We start from the raw sequence: 18,204 nt of genomic DNA, 5'->3' as shown, positions 1-18,204 counted from the left end.
AATCTCCATCTTTACAGGTATTCTACCCCCTTTCCCCGCCGCTGGGAAGCACATCTTCTGTTTCACGACCGCAATGAGAGCTTTCTTTACCAATTAAGCCCGCCGCTTTCGCCACGCATCAACGGAACTCCGCATCTAACGCGAATTCGCGGAGTTTTCTTTATATAAAGAGAGTGATTCGCCCGGCGAATCACTCTCCCATCTCCCCTCTTCTCTTTTTCTAGAAACATTCCTTATAGATCTCATATATTTCATCCTGCCGGATTTCCCGGAAGGCGCCGCCGGCGGTGTAGCAGGAATCGGCGATTTCCCGAAGGTCTGTGCTTTCATCCACGCCTAGCTCCCGCAGGGTTCCCGGAAGTCCGCACTCCTGGATGAAATCCTCCAGCGCCTGAATGCCTGCCAGCGCCAGTTCCTCTTCATCCGCATAGTCCGCCGGATTCAGGCCCCACACGTTCGTCGCAAAACGGGTGAATTTACCCAGACCGTCCCGGAAAATATGGCGGTAATAGGTCGGATGCAGCACCGCAAGCCCCTCTCCGTGGTTGCAGTCCGTGTAGGCACTCAGCTGGTGCTCCATATTGTGAACCTCGAAATCCTTGGTTTTGCCCATCTTGATCACCCGGTTTTCCGCCATGGAAGCTTCCCACATGATGTTGCTTCGCGCTTCGTAATCCTCCGGATTTTGAAGGGCCTTACGGAAATCCCGGATGACGCCCTTCATCAGGGCCTCGGAAATATCATCGGACACGTTGTCCTCAATCGGGAAACTGAAATACGTTTCCATGATATGGGACAGGATATCAAAAGTGCCTGCCCGCAGCTGCCGCAGCGGCATGGAGTAGGTATAGGTCGGATCCATCAGGGCGAAATCCGCATTCATCCGCGGATAGTCCCGGTCGGTCTTAATGTGTTTTTCCGTATTGGTCAGCACTGCGGAACCGTTCACCTCACTGCCGGTGGCCGGCATGGTTACGATCATGCCCAGCGGCAGTGGATCGAAATTCAAATTGCCCGGCTTTTCCCAGAACTCTTCCCACACGTCGCCGTCGTAAGGAACGGCGATGGAAATAGATTTGCAGCAGTCCATTACACTGCCGCCGCCCACAGCCAGAATCCAGGTAACCCCCTGCTCCTTTGCCAGACGGGCGCCCTCCTGCATTTTCTCCAGGGTCGGGTTGGACATGATGCCGCTGAATTCCACGATTTCCACGCCGGCATCCTTCAGGATTCCGGTGACCTCATCGTATACGCCGTTCTTCTTAATGGAGCCGCCGCCGTATCCCAGCAACACCTTGCCGCCATAGCCAGCGGCCAGCACCGGCAGCTTTTCTGCCACCGCACCTTTTCCGAAATATACCTTCGTCCGATTCTCAAACTCAAAATTATTCATCGTTCTTCCCTCTGCTAATTTTCTTCTTAAAGAATTGCATTTCATGCCACTTCATCTTACAACAAAAAAGTCTTTTTCCGCAAGCCTGTTGCGGAAAAAGACTTTTTTTGCATAATGACTTCTACTTCAGTCCGGTGAGTTCCAGCACTTCCTCCACCCGGCTTACCGGCAGGATCTCCAGCTTCTCCCGAACTTCCTCTGCCACATCCTTCAAATCTTCCTCGTTCTCCTTTGGAATGAGTACCTTGCGGATGCCGGCCCGCTGCGCCGCCATGAGTTTCTCCGGCAGCCCACCGATTGGCGTCACCGCGCCCCGCAGGGACACCTCGCCGGTCATGGCGATTTCCGGCGATACCGGTCGGTTCTCCACCAGGGAGGTCAATGCCGTGGTCAGGGTGATTCCCGCCGAAGGACCGTCCTTCGGCACCGCCCCTTCCGGCACGTGGATGTGAATATCATTCTCCTCAAAAAGCGCCGCCTTATCCGGGTGCATGGATTTCACTAGGCTCACCGCAATCTGAGCGGACTCCTTCATCACATCTCCCAACTGACCGGTGAGAATCAGCTTTCCGCTTCCCTTTGTGAACAGGGTTTCCACAAAAAGAATTTCGCCGCCGGCCCGGGTCCACGCCAGTCCGGTCACGATGCCGGGTTGTTTTTTCTCCAAAATCCGGTCGTGACTGATTGGCCGCATATCCAGATATTCCCGGAGATCCTCCTTCCGGACTTCCACCTTCGCCGGTTCTTCGCCCGCGTCCTTCACCATTTTCACTGCAGCCACTCGGCACAGGGTGTCCAGTCGTTTCTTCAGGCCCCGGACTCCGGCCTCTGCCGTGTAATCCGAAATGATGGTCTCCAGCACGTCCTCCGGAATCTCCAGATTCTCCTCCCGGATTCCCATGGATTCCATGGCTTTCGGCAAAAGGTGCCGCCGTGCAATCTGGAATTTCTCCGTGGCCGTATAACCGGAGAACTGAATCACTTCCATCCGGTTCAGCAGCGGCTCCGGAATGGTATCCGTGGAATTGGCCGTGCAGATGAAGAACACATCCGACAGGTCGTACGGCACGTTCATGTAGTGATCGGTAAACGTGCTGTTCTGCTCCGGATCCAGAACTTCCAACAAAGCGCTGGCCGGGTCGCCGTTATAGGACGCGGACAGCTTGTCCACCTCATCCAGCACCATCACCGGATTGGACACGCCGCTCTTATGAATGCCGTTCATAATCCGGCCGGCCATGGCGCCGATATAGGTCCGCCGATGACCCCGAATATCCGCCTCATCCCGAACGCCGCCCAGGCTGACCCGAACGTATTCCCGCTTCAGCGCGCGCGCAATGCTGCGGCCGATACTGGTTTTACCCGTGCCCGGTGCACCTACAAAAAGAAGGATGGAGCCGGTCTGCTTTTTCTGAAGCTCCATCACCGCGATCTGCTGAATGATCCGGTGTTTCACCTTATCCAGGCCGAAGTGGTCTTCCTCCAGCACGCTTTCCGCCTCGTCCAGGTCGATGTGCTCCGGTTCCGCCTTGCCCCATTTCAGGGTGGTGACAAAGTCCAGATAGTCATAAAGCATGCCGGATTCCGGACTGTTCTGACCCTCCTGCTTCAGTCGGTTCAGCACCTTCTTCGCTTCCTTCTCGGCCTCCGGGTTCATGCCCGCCTCTTCGATTTTCTTCTCGAATTTGCGAATATCGGAAACGCTTTCCGGATCCATTTCGTCCAGCTCCCGCTGCAGAAATTCCATCTGCCGCTGGATGGCCTGTTTCCGGTACGCCTTCTCGTTCTCATTTTCCTGAGCACTCTCGGCTTCCCCGGTGAGCTTCGCCATCTCCAGATATTCGTAAACCATGGACTCCATGATTTCCATTCTTTTTACCGGACTGCTCTCCAACAGTACCCGGTACTTCTCCTCCGGCGTATTGCTCATCCAGATGGACAGGGCGGAAGCGATTTCTCCCACGCTCTCCATGTTCTTCAGGTAGCTTTTGGCCATGACCCCCCACGGCACGGTGCTCAGGAACTCGTAAAGCTTCTGCTTCATGCGGTTCACTCGAGGCTGTTCAATTTCGGGATCCATCTCCTCCTCGTCCGGAATCCGGCTGATGCTGAGCTCTGCGTGAAACGCGCCCTTTCCGTTAATGGCATCCAGGCTCACCCGATCTGAGGTTTCCACGATGCAGTAGCCGTTCTTGCTCACATCGGTGACGGTGCCGCCCACGCCCACGGGATAGAACCCCTCTTCCGTCAGTTCCTTCCAGCTGTCCTCTTCCCGAGAAAGCAGGAGAATCACTCGTTCTCCCACTTGCGGCAATTGACCGGTTACCATCCGGTACCGGTCGCTGATAATGTATACTTTTCCGTTTGGAATTATGATTCGATTATATATCGGTACTAATGTCATCTCTCTTCATCCCTTCTATGTATTTGTTTGCGGCATGCCTGCATCAGCGGGAATGCTGCAGGTTTCTTTACTTATGATAGGTCTCATTGTTGGCAATCTTGAAGCTGCGGTAGATTTGCTCCAGCAGCAGCACCCGGGCCATCTGGTGAGGGAAGGTCATGCGGCTGAAGGAAAGCCCGAAGTCCGCCCGCTTTTTCACCGCCGGGGACAGCCCCAGGCTGCCGCCGATAATGAAATCCACGGTGGACCGACCGCTGTCGAAGGTTTTCGTGAGATGCCGGGACAGTTCCACGGAGTCCAGCATCTTCCCCTCCACCTCCATGGCAATCACGTAATCCGACTCTCCGATTTTGGACAGGATGGTTTCCCCCTCCTTCTCCATCACCTGACTCTCATCCGCCGGCGATGCGTTCTTCGGGAGCTTCGATTCCTTCAGCTCCACAATCTGAATCCGGGCATACCCACCGATTCGTTTGGTGTACTCCGCCACCGCCGCCTGCCAATATTTTTCCTTTAACTTTCCGATGCAAATAATATTGATGTTCATTTTCTTCCTATCCTAGAATCCAATCAGCGGTCCGGCTGCGCTCTTGGCCGCCACCTCCATGCGGAAATTCACGTTCTTGTGGTAATCGTTCTGGTCCAGCACATCCCGTACCGTCAGCGCCGCATTGAATGGCGTGTTGTTGGTGGTACTGAGATGGGCTAAAAGAATTTTCGGCAGCGCCAGCTTCCCGTCCTCACAAGGGTGTCCGGCAAGGCTCAGGGACGGCCGGTCTTCCAGCATGCGGGTCAGGGCCTCGCCGCAAGCCACGTTGGAAAGATGGCCTTGGTCACTGAGAATTCTTCTTTTTACCGGATACGGGTAGGGACCCATTTCCAGCATGGATACCTCGTGGTTGGCTTCCATCACCAGCACGTCGGAGGTGCGAATCTCTTCGTAGATTTCATCGGTGACGGTGCCCGTATCCGTCACCACCGTGACTTTCGTGTTGTCCTTCCGGAAGGAGAAGCCCAGCGGCTCGCTGGCATCGTGGGAAAGGGCGAAGCCCTTAATCTGAATGTCTCCGATTCGGGTTTCATCCTGAGCGGAAAAATACCGAAGCCGGTCCTCCGGCACGTACTGGAACTTGTCGCAGTTGTGAGCCGTGCCCCGAGAGGCGATGACCTCTGCGTTCTCGCAGATGCGGGACATCATGCGGATGCTTTTCACGTGATCCACGTGCTCGTGGGTCACCAGAATTCCGGAAACGGCGTCCTCGGAAATGTTGGCGTCCGCCAAAGCCGCGCGGATATTTTTGCCGCTGAGGCCCACGTCCAGAAGGAGGTGGGTGGTGCCGTCGGTGATTAAATAGGAATTGCCGGAGCTGCTGCTCCCGATTGATTGTATTGCTAAATTCATGAATTTCTGCCTATGTTCTATATCTGTCTGTACTTGTTGTTTCTGTAAGTTAAGTCGAATTTGCAGATGGCACGGTACTGGCAGTACGTGCATTCTGCCCGTTTGTCCTTCTTCAGGCGGGTCGGGGAAATGTCGATTTTGCCGCGGACGATGCCATCGCTGAGCAACTCGATGGTTTTGTGCACATCCTCCCGCAGGGTGCGGAATTCTTCTTGACTCAGTTTCTTCGGCTTCTTCTCCAGCATTTCCACCGGCATGCTGCTGAGCACCGCCGGGTCGTCCAGCACGGCGCCCCGCAGGCTGAACCGCTCGCCCTCTTCCTTGGCCAGTTGTTCCTGCTGCTTGACTTCATCCAGCTTGTTGGCGTTGAGCTCGCTGTCGCTGATGTTAAAGTAGAACATGCCCACCGGATTGTATTCGTCGCCGCTGGCCCCTTCCAGGTACACCATCAGCTGCATTTTGTAGCCCATGCGCATCTGCTCGATGTCCAGCTTGTCCTTTCCGGTCTTGTAATCGATGATTCGGATGTTGCCGCCCCGCATCAGATCGGCCCGGTCGATTTTTCCCTCGATGTAGACCTTCTGCCCGTGGAGGGTGTATTCAATCGGCTGAAACCGGCAGCCCCGTCCGAACTGCTCTTCGAAGAAGGACATTTCCACATTTCCCAGGCGCAGCTGTTCCGCCAGCACCCGCACCGCATCCTCACAGATCCGGCGGATTCGGCTCATGCGGTATTTCTCTCGGTCGCCGGAAACGAAGAGTCCGCCGCGATAGGATTCGGACAGCTTCAGAAGCTCTTCGTCCACCATTTCTGCCAGGTGCTCCATGGAGATACCTCCTTCCGCTTTCGCCTGCGATTCCGATGTCTTCGGTTCCTCCGCTCCCTCACCGATACCGGTGCCGGCAGCTTCCGCCTCTTCCGTATTGCTTTTATCCTCCAGAATGCCCTCTGCCAGAAGCCGTTTGGAAACCCGCATGATGCACTCGTGGTACACATCGCCGATTTCCCGGCCGCTGCTTCGAAACTCCCGCGGCTCTTCCGCCCGAAGTCCGTGCATCACAAAGAATTCAAACGGACAGTGGTTGTATTTCTCCAGCTTGGAGGCGCTGAAGACGAAATCCTCCCCTCGGCGGTACAGCCGTCCGGCGGTGTCGATGTCCAAATCCCGAGCGCTGTTCTCATCCAGTCCCGCCCGGCTGAGTTCCTTCAGCTGCTCCGGCCGGTGCTTCTCGTACCAGCGGAGGATGCCCTCTGCCAGATATTTTTCTTCCTCTTCCGCCGATTCCGTTGCCGCTGCAGATGCCGGTGTCGGAATTGCCTCCGCCTCTTCTTCCTCTGACGATGCCTCCTCTTGAAGCGCTCCGATCATCTGATCCATCGGCCGCTCCTTGAAGTGGTTCATCATGTGGCGCAGGGACTCCGGTCCGTTCTGTATCAGATCCGCATTAAAGCCCCGGCTCACCGCATCCTTTCGGATTTTCAGCAGGGGGAACAGGTCCTTCAGGTAATCTACCAGAACGGACGGCTTCATATCGCTGCCATCGCTTCCCGCCAGGGAATAGCTTACGTACAGCTTCTCCGATGCCTGGGACACGGTGCGGTACATGGCGCCGTTCTCTTCCATCATTTTCAAGTCGTCCAGGCTCCCCAGAACGAATTCGTGCCGCGCGAACTGCTGCTTTTCATCCACGGAAAACAGCCCTTCCGGCGACGGGGTCTGAGGCAGGATTCCCTCATTGGCGGACAGCACCATCACCACCTTCGGCGGTGCCGGCCGGGTTCGAATCATCACGCCCATGGTCAGCCCGTCCTGAGTCGGCGGAATCAGCCCCACTTCCGCATTGAGAATTCCCACGGAATACAGATCCACGAACTCCTTTAGGTCCATGTTCTCGTCCCCCATGATATTCCCCACGCATCCCAGAATCCGAACCACCTCGTTGTAGCTCTGGGCGGTCCACTGAGCCTCTTCGAACCGATCCCGGTTGTATTGACCGTCTTCAATCTCCCGGATTTTATTCCGAAGATCCCATACCTCATTCAGGTATCGGTAGAATTTCTCGATGAAATCCGCCATCCGCTCCGATTCTTCCGCCAGCACCTTCAGCTGGTCGATTCGTCCGGTAATCTCCACCCGGCTCTCCTCCAGCTTGGCGAATTCCTCCGGGTCATACTCAAAATCCCCGTATTTAAACGGCGTCGTCCACATAGAGCCCTTGATGCCGAAATCCCGGACGTAGTTCTCCAGGTTCCAGATGGCCTCCCGCTCCAGCCCGGTGAGGCCGCTCTTCAGCAGCGCCATCACCGCCGGCGTCCGGTACCCGCCGCTGCAGATTTCCAGAAGGTTCATCACGAAACCCACCACCTGCGAATCCCGAATGCTTCGCCGGGCATCCCGGAACAGAGGCAGTCCGTACTCCCGAAAGGTGCGTTCCACGATGGGCTGCATCTTCTCCGTGTCGTTGCAGATGATGACGATATCCTTCATGCGGTATCCCCGGTGCAGCAGGTTGTACACCTGAATCGCCGCATTTTCCGCCTCGTTGTACAGGTTGGCGCACTCCACCACCTTAAGATCCGCCGGACGGAAATCCGCCGAGGCGATTTTTGTTTTATCCGATTGGGTAAAAAGACCCTGTTCGATGCGCTTCAGGGTTTCCGACTTCTCCAGCACGTCGCCGGTCAGGGTTTCCACGGAAACCGTCAGGCCCTTCTCTTCGGCGGAACGGCGGATGCTCCGAATCAGCACGTCTTCCAATCCGAAATCCGTCCGGTTCACCATGACGTATACGTTCCGGGCCACTCCGGCAATCTCTGTCAGGGAGCGGACGAACTTCGCCGTCATGCTGTCGAATCCGTAGACCCACACCGTTTTTCCCACCAGTTCCCGGGATTTCCCGATGGCGTCCGTGTACAGGTCCACGTAATCCTCCACATCCTTGTACTTTCCCTGCACCAGGGATTCATACTCCTCCAAAATGCCGGAGAGCTCCCGGATTTTCTTCCGCAACAGTTCGTCGGTTTCCGGATCCGCCAGAATTTCCTCCAGTTCTTCTCGGGTGCATTCCTGCTGGCGGAAATCCGCGATGAAATCGTGGACCATCTCCACGAAATTCCGCTTGCCGGCGGAGGTGCGGAAAATATCCAGTTGTTTTTCCCGATTGCGAATAATCCGCGCCAAAAGCATGTACCGCTCATACCGGTCCAGCATCCGCACGTTATCCGTGCCCTGCTCCTGCAGCATGCGCAGGCCCAGCCGGTTCATGCTGAGAATCTCCACATTCAGCAGACAGGAGGTGTTCAGGTATTTCAAAGCCTGTTCCTCCGCCACCAGGGTGTACTGATCGGGCACGATCACCAGGGTCTCCCCTTCGGTATGCTCATAGATGAATTTTTCCTTGTCAATGTTCTCTCGGCCCTGATAGATCTTCAGCATGTCCTTCTCCTATATCCGTTTCTGCGCGTGGCATTCTCTAGATCAGCTTCAGCACGTCCGCCGGTGTTTCCACCCGGTACGTCGGCCGGAAGCCCAATTCTTTTAGCTCGTTCTCGTCGATATCATGGCTCCAGCCCACCAGAATGCTGTCCACGCCGGCGTTGTTGCAGCAGCCGATATCGAACTTCGTGTCCCCCAGCATGATGGCGTCCTCCGGTTTCGCGGAAAGCTCCTCCAGCGCCATGCGCAATGGGGTGGGATCCGGCTTATGCTTGTCCGTGTCATCGCAGGTGATGAGTACGTCGAAGTAGTCCCGGATGCCCAGTTCCTTCATGTAATTTAACGTGGTAACTTTGGTGCGAGAGGTCACCACCGAAAGGGTGTGACCCCCTTCCACCATGCGGTCCATCATCTCCCGGGTTCCGTCAAAGAGCCCCACCATTCCGTCGTAATGGGCCTGCTGGTAGTTCCGGTAGATTTGCACCGCTTCGTCCACGTTCGCCTGAGGGAAGAACTTCTTCACGGTGTACCGAATGGTCTCCCCGAAGGTGTGGTAAATATCTTCCACCCGACCTTCTTTGCCGGTGTAGTGGCGGAACACCTCCTGCCAGGAAGCCACGATGACCCTGTTGGAGTCGAAAATTGTTCCGTCGAAATCAAAAATAATATGCTTTTTCTTCACCTACAGATTCCTCTCTTTCGCATCCTGAGACAGTTTCGCACGCACAAAAAGATCCAGATCTCCGTCCATCACCGCGCCGATGTTTCCGGTTTCCGCGCCGGTACGGGTATCCTTCACCATAGTATAAGGCTGGAACACGTAGTTCCGAATCTGAGCGCCCCAGGAGGCCTGACTCATATCCCCCTTCAGCTCGTTCAGGTTCTCCTTGTGTTCCTCCTCCGCCAGCTTGGTGAGCTTGGAGGTGAGGATTTTCAGTGCTACTTCCTTGTTCCGCAGCTGAGACCGCTCGTTCTGACAGGTAACTACGATGTTCGTCGGCAAATGGGTGATTCGAATGGCGGAATCCGTGGTGTTGACGTGCTGACCGCCGGCTCCGCTGGCCCGATAGGTATCGATCTTCAAATCCCCCGGATTGATGACCACATCCAGGTCATCTCCCAGGTCCGGCACCACTTCCACGCCGGCAAAAGACGTCTGCCGCTTTCCCGCCGAATTAAACGGCGAAATTCGAACCAGCCGGTGGACGCCGTTCTCGCTCTTCAGATATCCGTAGGCATTCTCCCCGGACACCATAATCGTAGCGCTCTTGATGCCCGCCACGGTATCGTTCTGAAGGTCCACCACTTCCGCCTTGAAGCCCTTCTTTTCGCAGTACCGAAGGTACATCCGCTCCAGCATTTCCGCCCAGTCCATGGCGTCCACGCCGCCGGTGCCCGCATAGACGGAAAGGATGGCGTCGTTGGAATCGTAGCGGCCGCCCAACAGCATGCGGAGCTTCAGCTCTTCCATGTCTTCCTGTAGCGCACTGAAATTCCGGCGAATCTCCTTGGCTTCATCCTCGTCGTTCAGCTCTTCCGCCAGGTCGATCAGATCCGCCGTATCGTCCAAGCCTTGCCGGATGCGTTCGTATCCCTCAATCTCATTTTCCAGGGATTTCTTTTTCTTCATGAGCTTCTGCGCCGCCGCCGGGTTGTCCCAGAAGCCCTCCTTGCTCATTTCTTTCTCATATCCCTCCAGGGTTTTCTTCAGCGCCGGCAGGTCAAAGATACTCTCCGATTTCCAGCAGCTTCGCCTTCTCCTGAGGGATTGCGGATTTAATCTCTTCCAATAAAACCATGTTTCGTTCCTCCTAATCTTTCGTCTATCCAAAAGCACCCGGATAAAAATCTTATCCGGGCACCCTGTTATTCCTATGCGTTTCTTCCGCAGCAGTTCTTGTATTTCTTTCCGCTTCCGCAAGGGCAAGGATCGTTCCGTCCCACCTTCGGCGCTTTCCGATGTACCGTCTCCTGGTGCTTCTCCTCTTCCGGAGCCGCATCCGGTCCGTTTGCGGTATCCTCGTCCCGATATTCCGCCTTGGAAGATTCCTGGCTGAGAATTCGGCTGGTCCGCTCCGTGCGGGTGGTAACCGTTACGTTATAGCAGTATTTTACCACTTCCTCCCGGATATCGGAAATCATTTCTTCAAACATGGAGAAACCTTCCGATGCGTATGCCATTGCCGGGTCCTGCTGACCCAGACCCCGAAGTCCGATGCCGGTCTTCAGCTGATCCATGGCGTCGATGTGATCCATCCAGCGGTTGTCTACCACTCGGAGCATAATCATCCGTTCCACTTCACGCATCTGCTCGCTGCCAATCTCCGCTTCCTTGGCATCGTATACCTTCTCGAAGGCCTGCTTCAGATCGTCCTTGAAGCTGTCCCCATCCAGGTTCAGCTTCTCCTCATCGGTATATCCGGCAAACGCCTCCCGGTATCTCGGGGTGATGTTGTCCAGTGCATCGTAGATTCGGTCGAAGTCCCATTCCTCCGGATACTTGGATTCCATGGTCACCGGATCCACAATTCCGTCCACCAATTCGCCCATCATGCCCAGGATGTACTCCTTCAGGTCCACACCATCCAGAACCATCCGGCGCTGGCCGTAAATGATTTCTCTCTGCTTGTTCATTACGTTATCGTACTGGAGCACGTATTTACGGATGCCGAAGTTCTTGCCTTCCACCTTCTTCTGCGCGTTCTCAATGGACTTGGACAGCATGCCGGCTTCAATGGCCTCATCGTCCTCCAGTCCCACGCGCTCTACCAGGCGCTGCATCTTCTCGCCGCCGAAGAGTCTCATCAGATCGTCTTCCAGGGAAATGAAGAACTGGGATTCACCCGGGTCTCCCTGACGTCCCGCACGGCCTCGCAACTGGTTATCGATACGACGGGATTCGTGACGTTCCGTACCGATGATGCATAGTCCGCCCAATTCTTTTACCTTCTCCTGCTCCGGCTTTCTCTCCGCCTCGTACTCCTTGCACAGCTTCTTGTAGGTGTCTCGGGCTTCGTTCAGCTCCGGATCCTCCGACTTGGTGATTCCGGTCATAAAAGCAAGCTGCTCCGGAGTATACTCCCGGCGCTTCATCTCTTTCCGCGCTTCAAACTCCGGATTTCCGCCCAGGATGATATCCGTACCACGACCCGCCATATTGGTGGCGATGGTTACTGCGCCCAGGCGTCCCGCCTCGGCAACGATTTCCGCTTCTCGCTCGTGGTGCTTCGCGTTCAGCACGTTGTGCTTGATACCTCTCTTCTTCAGCTGCTGGCTGATGAGTTCGGAAATCTCAACGGAAATGGTACCCACCAGTACCGGTTGTCCCTTTTCGTGGACCTCCGCTACTCGGTTCACGATGGCCGCATATTTTCCGGATTCGTGAGCGTACACCGCATCCTGCTTGTCCACACGGGCAATCGGCAGGTTGGTCGGAATGACCACAACGTCCATGTTGTAGATATCCCGGAACTCGTCTTCTTCGGTCTTCGCCGTACCGGTCATTCCGGACAGCTTCTGGTACATACGGAAGTAGTTCTGCAGGGTGATGGTGGCCAGGGTCTTGGACTCCGCCCGGATATTCACCCCTTCTTTGGCTTCGATTGCCTGATGCAAACCGTTGCTGAAACGGCGGCCGTACATGAGACGACCGGTAAATTCGTCGACAATCAGGATTTCGCCGTCCTGCACGATGTAGTCCACATCCCGCTTCATCAGGTAGTTGGCACGAAGTGCCTGATTCACATAGTGGTTCAGCTCCATGTTGTCCGGATCCGAGAAGTTCTGAATGTCAAAGTACTGCTCGCACTGCGCCACACCTTCATCCGTCAGGGAAATCTGGTTGTCCTTCTCGTCGATCTTATAATCCGTATCCTTCAGCAGCGTCTTTACAAAACTGTTGGCAGATACGTACATACCGCTGGAATCCACGCCCTGTCCGGAAATGATCAGCGGTGTTCTGGCTTCATCGATGAGGATGGAGTCCACCTCGTCCACGATGGCGAAGTTCAGCTCTCTCTGAATCAGCTCTTCCTCATAGGTCACCATGTTGTCCCGCAGGTAGTCGAAACCGAACTCGTTGTTGGTTCCGTATGTGATATCGCAGAGATACGCCGCCTTCCGGTCTTCTCCTTCAATGGCGTGGGTCACGCAGCCCACGGTGAGTCCCAGGAAGTTGTAAATTTTTCCCATCCATTCCGCGTCACGGCTTGCCAGGTAATCGTTGACGGTAACTACGTGCACGCCCTTGCCGGTCAGTGCATTCAGGTATGCCGCCAGGGTTGCCACCAGGGTCTTACCTTCACCGGTCTTCATCTCGGCAATTCGTCCCTGATGAAGAACCACACCGCCGATGAGCTGTACCCGGAAGTGCTTCATGCCTACCGCACGCCACGCACCTTCCCGGCATACCGCAAAGGCTTCCGGCAGAAGGTCGTCCAAGGTCTCCCCCTCGGCCAGTCGCTCCTTGAACTCTCGGGTTTTTCCCTTCAGCTCGTCATCCGTCAGTTTCTGCATATCCTCGTCGTAAGCCTCGATACGATCGACAATCTTCTCCACCTTCCGGACTTCCTTCGCATTAAGATCTCCGAATATTTTTTCCAAAAATCCCATTCAACTTCTCCTTTAATTAAAACTATTCATCTTCCTCCGGAATGTCCTCAATCCGGATCTGAACCATTAACGCCCTTCTTTCATCCGCCCGGGTTACCCGCACGTGAAAAATCTTATGTCTCGACCGATAGGTGAAGGTGTCTCCCACCTTTGCCAGCCGGTCCAGCTCAATCATCACCCAACCGTTGATGGTGGTGGCATTGATATCGATGTCCTCGCCCACCATCTCGAAGAACTTCTCCACGTTGGCGCCACCGGCAACGGAGTAGGATCCGTCGTACAGCCGAGTCACCTCTCGCATCTCGATGGCATCGTGTTCGTCGTAAATCTTTCCCACCAGCTCCTCGATGATGTCTTCCATGGTGACCAGCCCGGTGGTTCCGCCGTACTCATCCACAATGATGGCGATATGGGTCTTCTTGGTCTGCATCTTCTTCAGCAGCACCGCCGCCTTAATGGATTCCGCCACGTAGGCCACCGGCTTGATGTACTGCTCCAGCTCCCGATTCTCGCCCACCACGTAGTTGTGAAAGTCCTTCTGATTGATGATTCCGATAATGTTATCCAGGTCGTCCTCGTACACCGGAAGCCGGGAAAGCCCGCTCTCCTTAAAGGTCCGGCCGATTTCCTCCACGGAGGTTCCCAGCTCCACCGCCACGATGTCCACTCGCGGGGTAATCACGTCGATGGCCTCCAGGTCGTCGAACTCAATGGCATTGGTAATCAGCTCCTGCTGCTCCTTGCCGATGCTTCCGCCAATCTGGGCCTCCTCCACGATGGTAATCAGCTCGTCCTCGGTGTAGGACCCGTTCTCCTGCGTCCCGAACAGCTTTCCCAGCAGCTTTTTCCACAAGGAAAAGAGCACGTTCAGCGGCGTGAACAGCCACATCAGCCCCCGCATAATCGGTGCCGCAAAAAGCGCGAACCCTTCCGGGTGTTCTTTTGCAATATTCTTCGGAGAGATTTCCCCAAAAATAAGCACCGCCACGGTCATCACCACCGTCGATGCGGTCGGTCCCAACGAGCCGCCCAGCAGCGCAACGAACATCACCGTCGCAATGGCGGTCATGCCGATATTGGCAATATTGTTTCCAATGAGAATCGTGGACAGCAGCTTGTCATACCGGTCCTCCAGCTTCAACACCAGCTTCGCGTTCTTCACGTCATCATTGGCCATATTCTTCATCTTAATGCGATTGAGGGATGTAAACGCCGTCTCCGTTGCAGAAAAGAAAGCGGATAACAATAACAGACATAAAATACTGAAAATATAGGCTGTCAAAAATTTCCTCCTGTCCCTAATTATAAATATGCTTACGCATCATTGAATTATACTATATTATTGTGGTGAATAAAAGAATTTCAACTATCGGGACTGTGGTTTTGGAAGGTTTTTTCAATAGATGGGGTGGGAAGTATAGATTGGATTGATAGGAATGAATCATTTCACGTTAATTCTATTCGCAAAATGTATCCAACACCTCTTTTGGTCAATATTTCTAGGTTGGAATCAATACGATTTAACTTTTTTCTGAGTGCAGAAACGTGAACGTCAACGGTGCGATTGGAATTGCAAAATCCATAGGTATCTATCTGTGCATGCAAAACTTCTCTGTGAACAACGGCGCCCATGTGATCTATCAAATTTTGAAGAATTACTGCCTCATTTTTGGTAAGCTCAACAGAGCCGACTGCCGTTTGCAGCTGATATTTTCTTCTGTTAAACGTCATATTTCCAACAGAAATAACGTTTCCATTAGGAACCGCACAAAAGTACGCTCTCACAGTTTCCAGCAAATCATTGGGCATAAACGGAATCGTAAGATATTTGACAACATTCATGCTGAGTTGATTGCACATATTCACGTCCTCGCTATTTCTCAACATCAAAACTACGCTGCGAAGCATATCAGCATCACTGATATGCTTCGCAATTTTCAATTTCGCATTTTCCAAACTATGTAAATCACACAGAATCAAATCAATGCCCTTAATCTGCAGCAATCTTATCGCAGATGCAGCGTCGCTTGCAACCGTTACTTCATATCCGTATTCCATAAGAAAACTCTTTATGGCTGTTGCGATAACTGCATCAAATTCAATCAAAAGAACCAAATTGCTTGATTTCATATCTCGAACTTAATTCTCCCTTTTTCTTGCCATTTGAACAATTGAAAATGCACACCCTGCCACGGCTATTGCGATGACCGCACCGCCCCATAGAGTTAATCCGGACACGATATCCTTCACCGAATATGCACTTCCTTCAAATTCTTTTCCTTGAGTATATACATATAAAAACACTGCCGGAATGAACAATAAATTTCCAACCAGAAATACCAGTCTGTTTCGCAATAAAATACATCCCGCAATTACTATGCCCAATGTTAAAAACACAAACGGGTTAAGCAAAAAGTGCGTCCCGCGGATTCCGTCAACACCGGATTGATTCGTGTACCACACAAAAGGAGAGAGTAGTACTACAAGCAACGGAAACACAAACGTCTTATCTTTCATAGAAACCTCCTATTTGATTCTTATGATTCGAAATGTATTAGTAGATGCAATCTTTGATATAGACGCATCCACCGCGCTGTTTGATCTAGCAGAATATTTCCAATCACCTTTCTTTCCACCTGTTATTATTATAGTATGATAATATACTGTTTTTCCACTAGAATTCTTTTTTGCTAATTGAACAACATCTCCCAGCTTTGCTTTATCTTGCAATGTTGTCCGGTTTTTACACGATATTATGTTCGCACCCTTATTCTTCCAGTATGTATAAAAATCACTTACTCTCATAAATGCCGTGCTTTGCTTATAACGATGATATGGGTTTGATGACGTGTAATGGTAGGAATACCAATATTTTGTAGTCCCATATTTGTCTGGTTTTGTCTTGTATGATGGAGCATATGTGAATGATTTCCCTCCAGCCTTAATGCACTGAGAGACAAAGTTAGTGCAATCTGAGCCGTATGCAGGATATGCAGGCGTATTTGGATTGCGCGCATGCTTCTTTGCATACGAAATTGCTTTTGAGGACGAAAAACTCTGTTTTGTTGCAAGAGTATCTGATAGTTCATCTGATGCCGCTTTCTCCTGCTCATCAACCAAGGCATATGTCGACCAGATTTCTTTTCCTTCAATCTTATTTCGTGCCTTTTTATTAGCATAAGAATCCGGATTGATTACATACAACGATGCATATGCCATCATTTCCTGATAGTTGTCCTGATTAAGTAAATTTATATCTTTATCAAAGACCAACTGATCTGATAAGAAATCGATATATTCCTTACTATCGATTTCAATTTCCGGATAATTGTTCTGAATGTATGAATTCAGACAATTTCTTGCTTCTAAAACACTAGTTTTCTCACCAGAATCATCTTCCGCAAAAGCCCCCACTGTTAACATACATAGAGTAAGAACTAGTAAACATAGAACATTACAAATAGATACTTTTTTAACGGTTGAATTCATACGAACCTCCTCTTTTAACACTGCAAATAACCACCGTTTCTTTCATTCTAAACAACTTATGTTAAATTAGTGTTAAGATGTGTTAATAATATTTAAACACATCTTGGAATTCGTTTACTTTTTTATACACGTCTGTAATTCCAAGCATATGGGACCATTCATACATCTGCAGGATTCACAAGAGGAAAGCATTTTTCTCAGGTTCAGCCAGAGGGAAGGTAATCGTGTTGTCGCCTCATGACGGTAGTTCAAGGCTTTGCCGGAGGGTGAGGCGCCAACTCGGGCGCCCCACCGGCAGACTCTGGGGCAAAATGTTGGCGCCTCGAAACGGTGGCACAAGGATTTGCCGGGGGGTGAGGCGCCAACTCGGACGATCCACCGGCGGGCTCTGGGACAAAAAGTTGGCGCCTCGGAACGGTGGCATAAGGCTTTGCCGGGGGTGAGGCGCCAACTCGGGCGGACGGAAGGCGGGCTCCGGGGCAAAAAGTTGGCGCCTCGAAACGGTGGCATAAGACTTTGCCGGGGGTGAGGCGCCAACTCGGGCGGTCCATCGGCGGGCTCCGGAGCAAAATGTTGGCGCCTCGAAACGGTAGCTCAAGGCTTTGCCGGGAGTGAGGCGCCAACTCGGGCGGTCCATCGGCGGGCTCTGGGACAAAAAGTTGGCGCCTCGAAACGGTAGCTCAAGGCTTTGCCGGGAGTGAGGCGCCAACTCGGGCGCTCGGCCGGCAGGCTTTGGGACAAAAAGTTGGCGCCTCGAAACGGTAGCTCAAGGCTTTGCCGGGGGTGAGGCGCCAACTCGGGTGGCCGTCCGGCGCCTTTTGATACCTGGGAATAAAAAAACGGCAGAGCCGGAGGCGCTTCTCGTTACGCCTCGTGCTCTGCCGCAATTTCCAGATGTTCTGTGGCCATGCCGTTTTTGATGTGAATCTCATATCCACAGCCCGGGCTCGGGGTCCAGTCGAAGATATTTTTCTTCTCGCCGGAGAACAGGATTTCCATGATTGCGGAAATCACCGCTCCGTGAAGGACCGCGATAACCCGCGGATTGTCCTCTTTGAGAAGGGTTTCCAGGCCCCGGTTGACCCGGCGAAAAAAGCCTTCGTAGGAGTCTCCGCCCGGAAAATCAAATTCCGGCATCTCCCCCTTAAGCCAGCGGCTTCCCAAAGGAGTGGCCAGCACCTCGTCGAAGGTCTTCATTTCGAAAATTCCGATTTCAATCTCTCGAAGATCCGGAATCCGGCCGTGAGGCCTTTCCCCGTAGATGGCCTCAAAGGTCTGCTCCGTGCGGAGCATCCCGGAGGTGTACAGCGCAGCGGCCTCGCCCTCCGGATACAACCCACGCCGCCGCATCGCCTCCACCTCCTGCCGGCCGGATTGGGTAATGGGGAGGTCCGTGCTTCCGTAGAACAGCTTCCGTTCCGTCCCCTCCGTGTTTCCGTGCCGGATTAGATACAGTTTTCTTTCCATG

At 53.2% G+C, this 18,204-nt stretch carries 13 protein-coding genes; all 13 read right to left on the bottom strand.

What is annotated here, in order from left to right:
- Positions 1-220: 220 nt before the first annotated feature.
- Positions 221-1,393, bottom strand: a complete 1,173-nt coding sequence (locus PUE40_RS04225) for an iron-containing alcohol dehydrogenase (RefSeq protein ID WP_277672006.1) — start codon at positions 1,391-1,393, stop codon at positions 221-223.
- Positions 1,394-1,514: 121 nt separating this feature from the next.
- Positions 1,515-3,797 carry an endopeptidase La gene (gene lon / locus PUE40_RS04220; protein WP_277672005.1) on the bottom strand — a complete coding sequence of 761 codons (2,283 nt, stop codon included), beginning with the start codon at positions 3,795-3,797 and terminating at the stop codon, positions 1,515-1,517.
- 67 nt (positions 3,798-3,864) lie between these two features.
- Positions 3,865-4,344 carry a 23S rRNA (pseudouridine(1915)-N(3))-methyltransferase RlmH gene (rlmH, locus tag PUE40_RS04215; protein WP_154554613.1) on the bottom strand — a complete coding sequence of 160 codons (480 nt, stop codon included), beginning with the start codon at positions 4,342-4,344 and terminating at the stop codon, positions 3,865-3,867.
- A 12-nt stretch (positions 4,345-4,356) separates the two neighbouring features.
- Complete coding sequence (locus tag PUE40_RS04210; protein ID WP_277672004.1) at positions 4,357-5,199, bottom strand: MBL fold metallo-hydrolase; 843 nt, start codon at positions 5,197-5,199, stop codon at positions 4,357-4,359.
- 17 nt (positions 5,200-5,216) lie between these two features.
- Positions 5,217-8,636 carry a PD-(D/E)XK nuclease family protein gene (locus tag PUE40_RS04205; protein WP_277672003.1) on the bottom strand — a complete coding sequence of 1,140 codons (3,420 nt, stop codon included), beginning with the start codon at positions 8,634-8,636 and terminating at the stop codon, positions 5,217-5,219.
- A gap of 37 nt (positions 8,637-8,673) precedes the next feature.
- On the bottom strand, positions 8,674-9,318 hold the full coding sequence (locus tag PUE40_RS04200; RefSeq protein WP_154554610.1) for an HAD family hydrolase: 645 nt from the start codon (positions 9,316-9,318) through the stop codon (positions 8,674-8,676).
- Positions 9,319-10,435 (bottom strand): peptide chain release factor 2 gene (gene prfB / locus PUE40_RS04195; protein WP_277672002.1). Its coding sequence is split into 2 segments (ribosomal slippage): positions 9,319-10,368 and positions 10,370-10,435, totalling 1,116 coding nucleotides; the frame shifts between segments, so codons are not numbered across the junction.
- Positions 10,436-10,508: 73 nt separating this feature from the next.
- Positions 10,509-13,247: a preprotein translocase subunit SecA gene (gene secA, locus PUE40_RS04190; protein WP_277672001.1), complete on the bottom strand. Its 2,739-nt coding sequence runs from the start codon at positions 13,245-13,247 to the stop codon at positions 10,509-10,511.
- 22 nt (positions 13,248-13,269) lie between these two features.
- On the bottom strand, positions 13,270-14,529 hold the full coding sequence (locus tag PUE40_RS04185; protein WP_154554607.1) for an HlyC/CorC family transporter: 1,260 nt from the start codon (positions 14,527-14,529) through the stop codon (positions 13,270-13,272).
- A gap of 164 nt (positions 14,530-14,693) precedes the next feature.
- The gene (locus PUE40_RS04180) at positions 14,694-15,377 is read right to left on the bottom strand and encodes a response regulator transcription factor (protein ID WP_277672000.1); all 684 of its coding nucleotides are present in this window, start codon (positions 15,375-15,377) and stop codon (positions 14,694-14,696) included.
- A 9-nt stretch (positions 15,378-15,386) separates the two neighbouring features.
- On the bottom strand, positions 15,387-15,764 hold the full coding sequence (locus PUE40_RS04175) for a hypothetical protein (protein ID WP_154554605.1): 378 nt from the start codon (positions 15,762-15,764) through the stop codon (positions 15,387-15,389).
- Between the two features lie 9 nt (positions 15,765-15,773).
- Positions 15,774-16,736, bottom strand: coding sequence for an amidase domain-containing protein (locus PUE40_RS04170; RefSeq protein WP_154554604.1), 963 nt, complete (start codon positions 16,734-16,736; stop codon positions 15,774-15,776).
- A gap of 864 nt (positions 16,737-17,600) precedes the next feature.
- Entirely contained in the window at positions 17,601-18,203 is a 603-nt protein-coding gene (locus PUE40_RS04165; RefSeq protein ID WP_277671999.1) for a histidine phosphatase family protein, read from the bottom strand.
- Position 18,204: the final 1 nt, after the last annotated feature.

It is taken from the genome of Mogibacterium kristiansenii, from assembly GCF_029224645.1.
In the GTDB taxonomy this organism is placed as follows: Bacteria; Bacillota; Clostridia; order Peptostreptococcales; family Anaerovoracaceae; genus Mogibacterium_A; species Mogibacterium_A kristiansenii.
Note: the sequence above shows the minus strand (reverse complement) of the source record. Positions and strands in the feature narration are given on the sequence as shown.

Coding starts and splice junctions, on each gene's coding strand:
- PUE40_RS04210 (WP_277672004.1), bottom strand. CDS start 5,199: ATGAATTTAGCAATACAATCAATCGGGAGCAGCAGCTCCGGCAATTCC.
- PUE40_RS04170 (WP_154554604.1), bottom strand. CDS start 16,736: ATGAATTCAACCGTTAAAAAAGTATCTATTTGTAATGTTCTATGTTTA.
- lon (WP_277672005.1), bottom strand. CDS start 3,797: ATGACATTAGTACCGATATATAATCGAATCATAATTCCAAACGGAAAA.
- PUE40_RS04165 (WP_277671999.1), bottom strand. CDS start 18,203: ATGGAAAGAAAACTGTATCTAATCCGGCACGGAAACACGGAGGGGACG.
- PUE40_RS04180 (WP_277672000.1), bottom strand. CDS start 15,377: ATGAAATCAAGCAATTTGGTTCTTTTGATTGAATTTGATGCAGTTATC.
- secA (WP_277672001.1), bottom strand. CDS start 13,247: ATGGGATTTTTGGAAAAAATATTCGGAGATCTTAATGCGAAGGAAGTC.
- PUE40_RS04225 (WP_277672006.1), bottom strand. CDS start 1,393: ATGAATAATTTTGAGTTTGAGAATCGGACGAAGGTATATTTCGGAAAA.
- PUE40_RS04175 (WP_154554605.1), bottom strand. CDS start 15,764: ATGAAAGATAAGACGTTTGTGTTTCCGTTGCTTGTAGTACTACTCTCT.
- PUE40_RS04205 (WP_277672003.1), bottom strand. CDS start 8,636: ATGCTGAAGATCTATCAGGGCCGAGAGAACATTGACAAGGAAAAATTC.
- rlmH (WP_154554613.1), bottom strand. CDS start 4,344: ATGAACATCAATATTATTTGCATCGGAAAGTTAAAGGAAAAATATTGG.